Below are 12,752 nucleotides of genomic sequence, written 5' to 3' on the forward strand. Positions count from 1 at the left end.
CAGAGCTATCACTCTCATGACCGCTGCCCACAGCTCCGCAGCTGTCTGAAGCCAAGAGTATCTGAGGTATGAGTTACTAGCAGGCAACAGAAGATCTGCGAGAAAAGCATCACGGGCCTCGGATCCTTCCGATCCAGCCCCTCCACACAACCGAACTCAGTACTCCTTCACGGGTATATCGGCGGGTCTTGAGTTGTAGCCCGGCAGGTGTAGGCCGCCATCCACATGAATCGATTCTCCCGTCACGAACCGGGCCATCTCGGAAGCGAGGAAGGCTACTACCGGGCCAATATCCGCTTCAGGCTCGCCGCAGCGCCCCAAGGGCCGCATGGATGCAGAGCGCTCTGCGAACCCTGGATTCTCGGCCGCCAGCTTGTGAAAGGTGGCACCCATTGCGGTCGGTGCGATGGCGTTCACTCTGATATTGAAACGCCCCCACTCGGCAGCCGCACTGCGCGTAAGTCCGAGGATCGCCGACTTGGCAGTATTATAATCGGCATGCAGCCAGGCACCGATTTCGGTATCAATGGAATAGAAATTTATGATGGCTCCGCCACCCCTTTTGCGCATCAATGGCAACGCCGCGCGCATGGCCCACCAAGCTGCCCATACCGTCGTGCCCAACGTCTGCTCGAGCATCTCATCGGATTTATCTTCCATCAGCACATTGGGTGTGGGGGCAAAAGCGTTGTTGACCAGAATATCCAGCCCGCCAAAGTGCTCCTGCGCAGCCTGAACCGCATCAATTATATTCTGCTTATCCGAGACATCTGTCTTGAAGAACAAGGCCCGGCCACCTTGCGTGCGCAGATCGGAGACGACCGCTTCGCCCAGGGCCGGGTTCAGCTCGGCGACCACAACAGCCGCGCCTTGTTTGACAAAATAGCGCGCGACGCCTTCCCCGATGCCTCCGCCGGCACCGGTGATCAAGGCAACCTTGTTCTCGAGCAGTCTCATAATCAGCAGCCTTCTTAATAAACACTTTTTTTGTTAATGTTCATATTATCCTACATTTATCGGTTCTTCCACTTCAAATCCATTTCGTTTTCCAAGGGCATATATAATGATTTTTCGTCGTCGCGTGGAGATCCACACCCAGCATAACGGTGAAGTTCGAGCGGCTCTGGAAGATGACTTCCACCATTTCAGAGTCAGCATTCAACACCAGCACGGGACTGTCACCGCAGTGAAAGGTTACGCTGTCCGATTCCCTTTCACAGCCTGCCCGGCCGCTGCAAAATCGCTCGAATCACTGATAGGCATGTCTCTGTCCGAAATAGCCCACAGCGTCACCAGGGCAACGGACAGTCGCCATCAATGTACCCATATGCTTGATCTGGCAGGGCTGGCTATCGCTGCCGCAGCGCGGGGTACATTGCGCCGCGTATACGACATCACCATCGCCAAACGGGTGGCTGGCCGTACGGCGCCGCGGCTACTGCGAGATGGCCAGCAGGTTCTTCAATGGCAGACTCAGGGGACGCTCATAGAAAGCCCTGCCCCTTATACCGGAGTGGATCTGAATCATGGCATGGCTGGCTGGGCGATCAAGACCCTTCCGCCGGAGGAGGCCGAAGCCGCCTTGTTATTGCGCCGCTGCACCATCATCTCACGGGGGCGTGAATTCGACTTGGACGCTGAACGCCATGCCCGCAACACCGGGCTCTGTTTTGCTCAGCAACCTGAGCGCGCCGAGCATGCGTTGCGCATGAAAGGCTCGACCCAGGATTTTACTGGCTGCGAGGATCTCCTCTGCGCTGGGGACCAGGACTGGCTCGCGGGGCTTGAAGATCAGATCCGCCCAACGATTTCTTCTCAAACCGCACTTCAACCCATAAAGAAGAAGCCCGCCAAATAGACGGGCTTTTGTACTCTCAAAGCAACCGAACCGAACTCTTACAGGAACACGGCCAGGTTGGGAGTACCAATCACTGACTGATCCAGCAGGGCTTCACGCCTGGCCAGTTTGAAGCTGCCATCCGCCTCCCGGCGGATAAGATCCCGACGTTCGCAACTAATCACATCCACATTATGATCGCTGAAACGGCTGCGTGTCAGCAGCATGTAGCTGGTGACATCAAACTCATTCGAATTGGCCGTTTCACGAATCAGAACGTTGGTAATCAAGCGCCGTGTACGTGACGGTGGATCCTCAGCCCAGGCGCTCTGGCCGGAAAGCCGCAGGATGCGCCCCATTATCGAACGATAATCATCATGAAAATGCATCACAGACCGCACAAAGCTCTTGGCATGGTCCACGCCCAGACGGGTATGGCGCAACGGCGCAGTATAGACGAGGTCAGTGGCCAGACGCTCGCCCCATTCGCTCAGGCGTAACTGGTCGAGCAGCGCAGCCTCTTCGTATAAAAAAGTGAGGACAGCGCTGTAATCTGCCGATCCGACAGGTACATATTGACCCTGAGTCACATCACGGCTCTGTTTTTGAACTTGCTGCATGAGAAGCTCCTGTTCTTGTTGATCTGGGTTTATTCGGCGTTCATCAGCTCATTCCAGTAAAGCCACCAATGCCATTGGGTATCGTCCTTGGTGAAGCCCTCGTTGACGATGCCTGGCCCGGGCCAGCCTTCAGGTTTGCCCGTTTCATATATAGCCTGATATTTCATCGTCACGTGGCGGCCCATCGCCCCCTTGGCGGCTAATGTCATATGCGGCCAGGTGTCAGAGTCGTCCTGCTCGACCATGCCTGACGTGCCAAAAAGCTGAATGGTCTGCTTCAACATTTTCTCGCGCAGCTCTTCCGGGGCATCTTTCTCTGCGAAAATCCAATTACAGAATTCAAGCTTGTTGGGGCCACGCGGGATATAGGTATGCATGGTCATGGAGCCGACCACTGACCCATCCGGCTGCGGAATATAGACAAACCCGAAGAGAATATTCGGGAATATGCCACCCACCTGCGGAGGCATGGAGGTCAAAACCTTGAGTTGATCCTCAGACAGGTTATTCGCCAACTGCGCGACCATATCCTTGGTCATGCCTGCCGGCGGCAATGCATCGAGTTTCTCCTGAATGGTCAGATCGTCAGGCTCCAGACCCGTTAAACGACGGATTTTACGCGACAGGTCGATGCAGCGAAGCGCGTGGCCATGGGGTGAACTGACCTCCACACCATACATTTCCGGCGTCAGATCAGGCTCATCACTCTCTTCTTCTCCAGGCCCCTTTTTCGAATAGTTACCGACCTCTCCCAGCCAGCGATGTAGAGTCAGCGTATGGAAACCATCCGCCGCAGATTGCTCACCGGCCGTTTTCCAGTTTGCATTGACGATGAAACGCTGTGGCGGCCCGAGAACCTCCATGCCCTTATCGCTACGCAGGAAAAGCATGTCGTAGTACCACTTGGCATCACCGAGAAACTCATCAAACGACGGGCCATCGACATTCCAGGTAGCGAAGATCAGACCGCCGTAGAGCGTCACCCGGGCTTTCTTCAGGCCCAGCTCCTCCTTCGGCAGCATCTTGCCATGCATGCACTCGCGCTTTACTGGTGAGCCAATAAAGTCACCGTTGGGACGGAAAGCCCAGCCGTGATAAATACATTTATGGATTGTGGCGTTACCGCAATCAGTCAGCGCGACACGCATACCACGGTGAGGGCAGACGTTCAGAGTGACATGAATTTCACCGTTCTTGTCACGGGCAACGATCACGGAATCGGATCCCATGTCACGCACCATGAAATCGTTGGGCTCAGGAATCTCTGATTCATGACCCAACATCACCCAGGTACGACCGAAGATTTTTTCCATCTCCAACTCGTAGATTTCAGGATCAGACAACACGCGCATCTGTACTTCACGAGTTTCCGGATAGATGAGCTCTGAAATCTTGGTGCCATCAGAGAGCACCGGGCTGGATTTTGTAAGCATATTCGCCTCCAATTATTAAGGACCTTATTCAGGCTTCTTCATGCACAAACATAAACACTTAATCAATATTTGTACACTAAACCACAAAGTCATTTGTTACGAAACTTCATTGAATCACTTAAATCTGCATTAACATGCGCCGATTTTTTGAGCAGGCTCAGCTCCTCGTGCCGCCGCAAGCATTAGAACGGATTGCCGGGCGAGCCTACCTGTGTGGTCAGCTTACCGATGCCGTCTATCTCCAGCTCCACCACATCCCCTGGCTTGAGATACCGTAGCTGTTCCAGTCCGCAGCCGTTACCTACGGTACCCGACCCGAGGAACTCGCCTACGTGAAGAGTTTCGGACTGCGAGATATGTGCGATAACGTCCTCGAACTGCCAGCGCATATCCCGAGTATTACCACGCCCCCACTCTTCCCCGTTGACGCGTGCGACCATATTCAGATCGTAAGGATCACCCAGCTCGTCTGCAGTAACCAAACATGGACCCATCACGTTGGCCGTATCAAAATCTTTGCCTTTGGCTGGGCCCAGCATACCGCTCATCTCCTTGGCCTGGGCATCACGGGCACTGATGTCGTTGAAGATGGTGTAACCAAAGATATGCTCGCGCGCATTTTCACGCTTGATATCCTTGCCCTTCCTGCCGATGTAGCAGCCGAACTCGAGCTCGAAATCCAGTGCCTTGCTGAAGGCCGGCCACTCGAACTGGTCATCCACACCTACCACGGCAAACCGGTTGCACTTGTAATAGATAGGTTGGCGATTGAAGGTATCAATAACCCGATCATCCGCGCTGGTATCCATCGCCTTGAGTGTCGCCTCCGGGTCAGGAGTGCGCATAGCGCGCAATCGGCGTGCGGCAGCAAAACTCTGGCGCAGATGCAGCTCGAAGCAGGAACAGTCGCGCATCTGTGGCGGCGGCTGAATGGGCGCACGCAGGTGCACGGCAGCCCGCTGACGTACTGCCTCGACGGGCGCTTTTGCAAGTAGCGCGCGCGCCAACGACAACCCCTCCTCACCAGCTTCGGCCAGCGCCAGTACACTGCTCAGCGCAGCCGACTGGCCACCCTTGAGCACGGTATAGGCCTTCTGCAGATCAAGAACCGCCTGATCCTGGTCGAACAGAGCACCTGCCAGCTCCAATCCTTCTTCACTGACAAAAGTGACCAATCTCATGGGTACAATCTCCTTGTTTTTACGCCGCTCATACCCGGCCGCTCACCGGTAAACAGGCGCCGGTGATGACTTGCCCTTCCGCAGACAGCAGGAACGCGATGACAGCGGAAAGCGCTTCAGGCGTCACCCAGTTGGAAAAATCCTGATCCGGCATATCCGCTCTGTTGCCTGGCGTGTCGATGATGCTGGGCATGACGGCGTTTACCGTCACATCCCGGCTCTTGAGTTCCTCGGCCAGGGATTCGGTAAAGCGGGAGACGCCTGCTTTGGATGCGGCATAGGCCGCCACACCAAAGCCAGCCTTGAGTGCAGCGAGGGCGCTCACATTGACTACGCGCCCGTTGCCCGCCTTCATAATATGCGGCAGCGCCGCGTGGGTACTTACCACTGCGGTTCGTACGTTCATCTGATACATGCGATCCCAGGTATCAAGCGCGCCGTCCTCAAACGCTTCCCAAGCAAAGCCGCCCGCCACGTTGACGATCGCGTTGATATGGCCGAAGGCATCGGCAACCTGATGCATCGCTGCCCCTGCCGAAGCAGGGTCGGTCAGATTGACTCCACCCACAGCTAGGAAATCGGAATGGACGGGGATGTCCGTGGGAGCCGGACTCAGATCCAGCGCGGCTACACGGGCGCCGCGTTCGAGAAGCAACCTGGACAGAGCACTGCCGAGCACGCCAAAACCGCCCGTCACAATTACTACGCGGTCTTGCAGGGTAAGGGTCATCTAAAGGTCCTCTACGAGCTAGTGTTATCTTTATTATTGCGAGCCAGATAGCGGGGCTCGGTGGAAAAGATTAGAACACTTTTCTAACATATGTACAAATGATACTCTTGGCAAATTCAAGGCTGCCCTTAAGGAACCGCGTGATGCCCAGAAAGCTGCCCGCTCTTACTGCCGATAACCACTCATTCTGGCAGGGAGGCAGGAATGGAGAGTTGCTCATTCACCGATGCGAAGCGTGCAAGCGATATTTCCATCCGCCCTCCCCGATCTGCCCCACGTGCACCAGCTTTGAGGTGGCACCGCAGCGCGTGTCGGGCAAGGGCAAGATAGCCAGCTTCACCATCAATCATCAGCCATGGACCCCCGATCTCACGGCCCCTTTTGTCATTGCCATCGTGGAACTGCAGGAGCAGAAGGATCTTCGCTTCGTAACAAATATCGAAGACACACCGCCCGAGCAGGTGCATATAGGAATGAAAGTGCGGGTGCGGTTCCAGCAGGAAAATGATGTCTGGCTACCCCTATTCGTGAAGGATTGAGCATGTACGACCGACTATACGAGAAAGATGTCGCGATCACCGGCATCGGCCAATCAGAAGTGGGCCGCCCGTCTACCTTATCGGGGATGCGCCTTACTCTGGATGCCTGCCTGGAAGCAATCAATGATGCGGGCCTGCGCAAGGAGGACATAGACGGCATAGCCTGCTGGCCGGGCGACAACAATAACGGGGACAGCTTTTCGCCAGTGGGCCCGCTTGCGCTGAAAAACGCTCTCGGGCTGGAGGTCAACTGGTTTGGAGGAGGTTATGAAGGACCGGGGCCCCTGACAGGCCTGATCAATGGTGCCATGGCAATCGCCAGTGGCCTATGCCGAAACGTGCTGGTGTTTCGCACCATCACTGAATCCTCAACCCGGCAACACAACAGGCAGGCCTCTGCGCTGAGCAACAAGACCTCGGGCCGAGACAGCAGCTTTGCCTGGCAATGGTATACGCCCTTCAATGTCCTGTCTGCGGCTAATCTCATTGCTATGTATGCGCAGCGTCATTTTCATGATTATGGCACCACCTCCGAGCAACTGGCACAGATAGCCCTCACTTGTCGTCGCAACGCGCAGCGCAACCCCAAGGCAATCTATCGATCTCCGATGAGCATGGATGACTACATGCAGTCCCGGATGATCTCCACCCCGCTGCGCATGTTCGATTGCGACGTTCACTGCGACGCGTCGACGGCCATCATTCTGTCCCGACGGGATATCGCCAAAGACTGCCGCAACCCCCCGATCCGTATAGAAGCTATCGGGGCAGCTCTCAATCAGCCCTGGTCATGGGATCAGATTTCCCTTACCGAAGGCGCAGCATTCGATGTGGGCCGAATGATGTGGTCTCGCACCGACCTCAAGCCGAAGGATGTCGGCTCCGCTCAGTTATACGATGGTTTTTCCATCTTGACCATGATCTGGTTGGAAGCGTTGGGGTTTTGCCCAAAGGGTGAAAGCGGGCGTTTTGTAGAGGGTGGCCAGCGTATTGCGCTGGACGGGGAACTCCCGATCAATACCAACGGCGGGCAGCTCTCCGGTGGCCGCACGCACGGTCTGGGTTATGTACACGAAGCCTGCCTACAGTTGTGGAACAAGGCAGAAGGTCGGCAGATAGCCGATCATCAGATAGCGGTAACTGCTGCCGGTGGCGGCCCGCTGGGGGGAAGTCTGCTGCTGGTGCGCGATTGAAGATTAGAACAGCACATCCTGCAATTCATTGCACAGACCGCAAAGCGCCTTGCCAAGCTCGCTGATGCCATCCTCGTCTCGCTGGCCACGGAACATGACCGCCGACACAGTGTAATCAATCGTCCTGGCCGGTGAGTATACCGGCGCGGCTACCGCCAGAATGCCAATTGAAAAATGGCCATCGTCAATTGCCCATCCGCGCTCGGCGGCCTCTGCCACCTGTTGTCGATAGGTGGCATAGGACAATTGCCCTCCCCAGCGAATTTTTTCAAACATTTCGCGTGGCTGCTCAGCATCCAGATCCAGCTCAGACGCAAACAAACGACCACTCGCACCCATCAGGATGGGCACCCGCTGCCCTTCACTCATATTGATACTGACATCCGTAGGACAGGTTGCGGAACTGACGATAACACTCCTGTCACTTCCCATCCGACGCCACAGCGTGACAGTCACTTTTGAGTCAGCTGCGAAGCTTTCCAGCAACGGCTTGGCCCGCTGCACCCTTTGCCCCTGAGTCACGAATTGTTCGACCAGACGGGCCAGGCCGAACCCCGCCGAATAGCGCTTGGACATTGTGTTGAACTCAACCATATCTTCGGCCACCAGCGTTCTGAGGATATTAAAGCAGGTGCTAGGGTTGATATCGAGCTTCCTGGCTATATCCACGGAGCGCGCCGGAGCGCCAGCCTGGCTAAGGAAGCGGAGTATGCGAACGGCATTGACCACCGGCTTGACAGTTACCAAGGACGACTTCACCATCTTTCTGTCACTATCGCGTGCCACTTCAGCATCCATTTTTTAAATTCGCTTTTACAATGAGAGTTAATACGGATTTGATGTACTGTGCGATAGCATAGCCAATATTCTCTATCAAGAATAGAATTTCGGTAGAGATTTATCTCAGCGCCAATCCGCTTCGATATCGGCCTGATAAATATAGCGCTTGGTTGCTGTGCCCGTGTCGGCGAGGTAATGTTTAAGCGCCGCCGCCAGCGCTTGATCAGACTGGGTAACCCTAGCTCGCTGGCGAAGATAATCCAGCCAGGACTCCACGATAAAGCGTTCAACGAAACGTTCCGGATCCGCCAGATCGCGGTACAACCGCCAGTTCCGCGCCCCGTTCCGGCGCCGTGCCTTGCCTACAGCGTAGGCAGCTCGGATGAATTCCGTCTGGTTCTCTGCCGCAACCCGATAACAGTTTTCAACTGATACCGGCCCGTCTGAATGGGATACCTCCCCAATGATCACCAGCTTGTCAGTCTGTGAAACACTTCTGTAATCGGTTTCGCTCCCTAGGACGAAAACACCATTCCGAGTAAGCAGCAATCCCAGAACGATGGCCGCAGCCGAGATCAACAGGCTGCCGGTGGTTCCCAGATACTCGGCCAGAAGCCCCCAAACTGCACCGCCCAGCGCCATCGCCCCCATGTACATGAGCAGGTACACCGAGGCGACTCGCGCCCGAACCCAGTCAGCCGCGCAAGTCTGGATGATAGTCGCAACGGTCGCATTCACCGCCATCCAGGCAATTCCTGCGATCACCAGCAGCAGCCAGACCAGCCATGCCGATTCCAGTAACGCCGCCGCAGCCGTCACCAACGCGAAGAAGAGCGCACCCCAAACCACCACAATCCTGAGCGAGACGCGCTGATAAAGACGAGTCAGATTTACGGCGGCAATGACCGCACCTGCGCCCAGCGCCCCCATCAGCATGCCATAACCGTCTGCCCCCATACTCAGCTGGTCTCTGGCAATCAGCGGCAGCAAGGCCCATAACGCGCTGGCGCAACTGGTAAACACGAAGACCTGTTTTAGCGAACTGGTGAGCGGCACAGAGTGCCGGATATAGCGCAACCCGCTGCGCATTCCGCCTACGAAGGTTTCAGGCGGCAGCACCTCGGGCGTCCAATGGGCTCGCCACAGCAACAGAAAGAGCATTACTGACAGAAAACACAGGACGATCAACGAAAACATGGACGCCGGCCCAGTCAGCGCGATGAGCAAACCGGCCAGCGCTGGGCCTACCGCACGCGCCACATTGGTCGAAATGGCGCTCAATGCTACGGCGGCCGGGACGATATCACGCGGGATCAAGGTCAGCGTTACGGCCATCCAGGCGGACATGCTCAACGCACTCCCCGTCCCCAAGACGAAGGTCAGTATCAGCAATGACCAAACATTAAGGACGCCCATCAGGCTCATGACCAACAGCACAGCCGCTGCCGTCAGCATCAGTGATTGCGTGAACAGTAACCAGTATTTCCGGTTCACCAGATCCGCAATGACGCCTCCCGGCAGACCGAAGAGAAATACCGGAAGAGCCATGGCTGTCTGGATCAGCGACACCATCCACGCTGACTCGGTCAGGCCGGCCATGATCCATGCTGCGCCGACGGTATGCATCCAGATGGCGAGATTGACCACTGCGCCAGCCCCCCAGAACCAGCGGAACTGCGGGTGCGTCAGCGGAAACCAGGTTGCCTGTTGATTCATGTTTCGCGTTTTTCTCTTATAGTTAGCACTGGGTACGCTGAAGAAGGAAACTGCCGTACCGGATCGGACATCACCACTTTATGGCGTCGGAAACCCCAACCGCCCAGCGCGTCGAGAGCTGGTCAGTTGTTTCCGGTAGCCGACCCGGTTGCGTAACAGGCCGATGCCGTCAATGGACGCTTCGACCAGATCGCCCGGCTGCAGGAACCGACCTGTTTCCAACCCCACCCCATGTGTGGAGCCGGTCAGCACCAAGTCCCCTGGCCGCAGCGCGATGCGGGCATCCAGGTAATTGAGCAACTCATCCAGAGGAAAGATCATCTCCCGTGTATTGCCCTGCTGGCGCAGTTCGCCATTCACCCTCAGCTGCATGTCCAGCTCAGGCTGGCCGGCGCCGCCGAACTCATCAAGCGTACACACCCAAGGCCCTATCGGGCTTGTAGCGTCCATGCCTTTCTGCGTAAAAAGATCCAGCCGTCCCAGTGCCCTGCCGGCATCACGCGCACTGACATCATTGCCGATCGTGTATCCCATCAGACGTGACGTGGCATATTCCGCATCGCCCAGGGGCGCGCCGACAACTGCAACCAGCTCGATCTCATAATCCAGCTCGCCGGTCATCGCTGGATAGGAAATCACCCCGTCAGGATCAACGATTGCGGAATCGGGTTTGATATACGCGAGAGGATGAGGAGGCGCGGTACTACCCAGGCGAGTCAGGTGTGATAAATAATTAAGCCCGACGCCGAAGATACGGGCACCGGGCTCGATGGGGGCTATGAGGCGAAACCTATCTGGCTCAAGCGCTGTCGGCGACAGGTCGAGGGCCCCGATACCTCCCCTGTTGACGCTGCCGGCCCAACGGGAGAACGGGGCATTTATACGCTGGCCGAAACCCGTATCAGAATGCAACAGAACCCAGTACCGCTCGCCCTTCGCATCTTCTACTCTAGCCAGTCGCACCTCTAACCCTTCTTGGCCTTGAATTCCGGATCGCCAACCTCTTCTGGCGTTTTAACGCTAGGCCCCAGAATCGGACCAACCAGTTCGTGGCCCCATACGCTCATTTTCTCTGGGTTCAGCTCGAACCCATCGTCATGCCAGGGTTCACTTTCGGCTATACATTCAAAAGCGAAGCCTGAAGGATTGAAGTGGTAGAAGGAAATATGTGGATCCTGGGAATGCTGACCCAGCGTCATCATCATCTGCAGCTCGCGCTTCTTCACGATATCGTAGGTCTCGCCCACGTCACGCAAGCTGCCAACAAACAGACCGACGTGTTGAATCCCCATACGGCCAGGAGCGTGCCCATAGGCGATATCATGGCTGGTGAAGGTATTCAGCTTGGAGCGGAAGAACCCAGTCTTACCCTTGCCAGCACCCGAGCCATACCAATGGAAACCCATGATATTTATAAGGAAATCTTCCAACTCTGGTGGAAACTCGGGTGTCATCAGCACGACATGGCCCAATCCTCTTCTGCCAGCAAGATAGCCGCCATGGCGACGTCCTGGCACAAAGGAATCAGGTAGCCACTTCTGCCCGTAGAACAGTTCATGCCGGAAGCCCACCGGGTCAAAGAAGCGGATCAGCTCCTTGACGCCGCGCTTCTCGCATAGCTCGGCGTCGCCCACGGTAAACTCCACGCCAGCATCGGTAAACTTCTGGCAGGCTGCTTTGAACTCCATACGCCCTTTGGCTTCCCACCCGAGATAGGCCAGTCGATCAACTTTGCCAGGATGAAAGGCGAAACGGTGGCGGCGATCGTCCATACGGAAATACAACGAATCCGGATCGCCTTCCGGATTCTGACCTATCGCAAAGCCCATTACCGCCGGACCATAGTCGCGCCAGGCATCAAGGTCAGTGGCTTCAAAGCCCATGTAACCAAGTCCAATAATATCCATCTGTTCCTCCTCGTTCTGCCAGGGGCGGGGGCTGGCTATATGGCCAGAAGTCCACCATCAATGACGATATCCGACCCCGTAATGAATGACGCCTCGTCCGACGCCACGAATACGGCCATCGAAACGACTTCTTCCGGCTCCCCCGGGCGATCCATCAGCACTCCGTCAAGCAGCGCCGCCCGCGCTACCGGGTTCTCCATGAACGCGGCCGTGCCTGGCGTAGCAATGAAACCGGGGCTCAGGCTCACTGCGCGGATACCTACCGGTGCGCCCTCCACTGCCAGCTGGCGGGTGAAAGAAACCACTGCGCCCTTGGCGGCGGAATGAGCAGAAATACCGGCCACCTTGGATCCACCCCATGCAGCAGTGGAGGACACGTTGATGATCACGCCCTTTTGTTCAGCCAGATGGTTCCATGCGTATTTGGTAGTGTAAAACAGCAGATCCACTTCATTGCGAATGGTAAAGTGCCAATCTTCAATGGTCATGTCCTGGACAGGAGCAAAGCGGGCAGCGGAAGCGTTGTTGTACAGAATGTCGATCTTCCCAAACTCGGCCACCGCGGCCTCCACCCAGGCCTTGGCCTGTTCGTGGTCGCCAAGATCCACCGGCGCGCTGCCATACAGGGTAAAACCTTCCTCTGAAAGCAGATCGGCGGTGATCTGATGCTCGGCGGCATTGGTATCACAACCCACCACCAGGGCTCCCTCACGCGCAAAACGCAGCGCCGCAACTCTGCCCTGCCCTCCACCAGTACCCGTGATCAGAGCAACCTTACCCTTTAAACGTCCCATGAAATCTACCTCGCAACGACCA

The 12,752-nt window shown here is 56.3% G+C and carries 13 protein-coding genes; 3 read left to right on the forward strand and 10 right to left on the reverse strand.

Annotated elements, in window-relative coordinates; all coding sequences use genetic code 11:
• Nucleotides 1-156: 156 nt before the first annotated feature.
• A complete protein-coding gene (locus tag BM046_RS15415; RefSeq protein WP_090541103.1) occupies nucleotides 157-957 on the reverse strand; it encodes an SDR family NAD(P)-dependent oxidoreductase in 801 nt (266 codons plus the stop codon).
• 106 nt (nucleotides 958-1,063) lie between these two features.
• Between BM046_RS15415 and BM046_RS15420 the strand changes: the two genes are divergently transcribed.
• Nucleotides 1,064-1,858, forward strand: coding sequence for a DUF2889 domain-containing protein (locus tag BM046_RS15420; RefSeq protein WP_328586354.1), 795 nt, complete (start codon nucleotides 1,064-1,066; stop codon nucleotides 1,856-1,858).
• A gap of 38 nt (nucleotides 1,859-1,896) precedes the next feature.
• Here BM046_RS15420 and BM046_RS15425 read toward each other — a convergent pair whose 3' ends face one another.
• The 4 genes from BM046_RS15425 to BM046_RS15440 form a co-directional block, all read right to left on the reverse strand.
• Nucleotides 1,897-2,457 (reverse strand): aromatic-ring-hydroxylating dioxygenase subunit beta, encoded by a 561-nt coding sequence (locus BM046_RS15425; protein WP_090541109.1) that lies wholly within the window; start codon nucleotides 2,455-2,457, stop codon nucleotides 1,897-1,899.
• A gap of 29 nt (nucleotides 2,458-2,486) precedes the next feature.
• Entirely contained in the window at nucleotides 2,487-3,890 is a 1,404-nt protein-coding gene (locus tag BM046_RS15430; protein ID WP_090541167.1) for an aromatic ring-hydroxylating dioxygenase subunit alpha, read from the reverse strand.
• A 182-nt stretch (nucleotides 3,891-4,072) separates the two neighbouring features.
• Complete coding sequence (locus BM046_RS15435; protein WP_090541112.1) at nucleotides 4,073-5,071, reverse strand: fumarylacetoacetate hydrolase family protein; 999 nt, start codon at nucleotides 5,069-5,071, stop codon at nucleotides 4,073-4,075.
• A gap of 28 nt (nucleotides 5,072-5,099) precedes the next feature.
• Nucleotides 5,100-5,801 carry an SDR family NAD(P)-dependent oxidoreductase gene (locus BM046_RS15440; protein WP_090541115.1) on the reverse strand — a complete coding sequence of 234 codons (702 nt, stop codon included), beginning with the start codon at nucleotides 5,799-5,801 and terminating at the stop codon, nucleotides 5,100-5,102.
• Between the two features lie 143 nt (nucleotides 5,802-5,944).
• On the opposite strand from BM046_RS15440, the gene BM046_RS15445 reads away from it, so the two are divergent.
• Together BM046_RS15445 and BM046_RS15450 are read left to right on the forward strand one after the other, a co-directional pair.
• Entirely contained in the window at nucleotides 5,945-6,340 is a 396-nt protein-coding gene (locus BM046_RS15445; protein ID WP_090541117.1) for a Zn-ribbon domain-containing OB-fold protein, read from the forward strand.
• A 2-nt stretch (nucleotides 6,341-6,342) separates the two neighbouring features.
• A complete protein-coding gene (locus BM046_RS15450) occupies nucleotides 6,343-7,533 on the forward strand; it encodes a thiolase family protein (RefSeq protein WP_090541120.1) in 1,191 nt (396 codons plus the stop codon).
• Nucleotides 7,534-7,536: 3 nt separating this feature from the next.
• On the opposite strand, the gene BM046_RS15455 is transcribed toward BM046_RS15450, so the two are convergent.
• From BM046_RS15455 to BM046_RS15475, 5 genes are all read right to left on the reverse strand, one after another.
• A complete protein-coding gene (locus BM046_RS15455) occupies nucleotides 7,537-8,331 on the reverse strand; it encodes an IclR family transcriptional regulator (protein WP_090541124.1) in 795 nt (264 codons plus the stop codon).
• Between the two features lie 105 nt (nucleotides 8,332-8,436).
• A complete protein-coding gene (locus BM046_RS15460) occupies nucleotides 8,437-10,029 on the reverse strand; it encodes an MFS transporter (RefSeq protein ID WP_090541127.1) in 1,593 nt (530 codons plus the stop codon).
• Nucleotides 10,030-10,107: 78 nt separating this feature from the next.
• Nucleotides 10,108-10,992 carry a fumarylacetoacetate hydrolase family protein gene (locus BM046_RS15465; RefSeq protein ID WP_090541130.1) on the reverse strand — a complete coding sequence of 295 codons (885 nt, stop codon included), beginning with the start codon at nucleotides 10,990-10,992 and terminating at the stop codon, nucleotides 10,108-10,110.
• Nucleotides 10,993-10,994: 2 nt separating this feature from the next.
• Nucleotides 10,995-11,936 (reverse strand): VOC family protein, encoded by a 942-nt coding sequence (locus tag BM046_RS15470; protein ID WP_090541133.1) that lies wholly within the window; start codon nucleotides 11,934-11,936, stop codon nucleotides 10,995-10,997.
• 35 nt (nucleotides 11,937-11,971) lie between these two features.
• Nucleotides 11,972-12,730 carry an SDR family NAD(P)-dependent oxidoreductase gene (locus BM046_RS15475; RefSeq protein ID WP_090541138.1) on the reverse strand — a complete coding sequence of 253 codons (759 nt, stop codon included), beginning with the start codon at nucleotides 12,728-12,730 and terminating at the stop codon, nucleotides 11,972-11,974.
• Nucleotides 12,731-12,752 lie beyond the last annotated feature (22 nt).

The organism is Halopseudomonas formosensis, assembly GCF_900115905.1.
Taxonomy (GTDB): domain Bacteria; phylum Pseudomonadota; class Gammaproteobacteria; order Pseudomonadales; family Pseudomonadaceae; genus Halopseudomonas; species Halopseudomonas formosensis.

Coding starts and splice junctions, on each gene's coding strand:
- BM046_RS15415 (WP_090541103.1), bottom strand. CDS start 957: ATGAGACTGCTCGAGAACAAGGTTGCCTTGATCACCGGTGCCGGCGGA.
- BM046_RS15420 (WP_328586354.1), top strand. CDS start 1,064: ATGATTTTTCGTCGTCGCGTGGAGATCCACACCCAGCATAACGGTGAA.
- BM046_RS15425 (WP_090541109.1), bottom strand. CDS start 2,457: ATGCAGCAAGTTCAAAAACAGAGCCGTGATGTGACTCAGGGTCAATAT.
- BM046_RS15430 (WP_090541167.1), bottom strand. CDS start 3,890: ATGCTTACAAAATCCAGCCCGGTGCTCTCTGATGGCACCAAGATTTCA.
- BM046_RS15435 (WP_090541112.1), bottom strand. CDS start 5,071: ATGAGATTGGTCACTTTTGTCAGTGAAGAAGGATTGGAGCTGGCAGGT.
- BM046_RS15440 (WP_090541115.1), bottom strand. CDS start 5,801: ATGACCCTTACCCTGCAAGACCGCGTAGTAATTGTGACGGGCGGTTTT.
- BM046_RS15445 (WP_090541117.1), top strand. CDS start 5,945: ATGCCCAGAAAGCTGCCCGCTCTTACTGCCGATAACCACTCATTCTGG.
- BM046_RS15450 (WP_090541120.1), top strand. CDS start 6,343: ATGTACGACCGACTATACGAGAAAGATGTCGCGATCACCGGCATCGGC.
- BM046_RS15455 (WP_090541124.1), bottom strand. CDS start 8,331: ATGGATGCTGAAGTGGCACGCGATAGTGACAGAAAGATGGTGAAGTCG.
- BM046_RS15460 (WP_090541127.1), bottom strand. CDS start 10,029: ATGAATCAACAGGCAACCTGGTTTCCGCTGACGCACCCGCAGTTCCGC.
- BM046_RS15470 (WP_090541133.1), bottom strand. CDS start 11,936: ATGGATATTATTGGACTTGGTTACATGGGCTTTGAAGCCACTGACCTT.
- BM046_RS15475 (WP_090541138.1), bottom strand. CDS start 12,730: ATGGGACGTTTAAAGGGTAAGGTTGCTCTGATCACGGGTACTGGTGGA.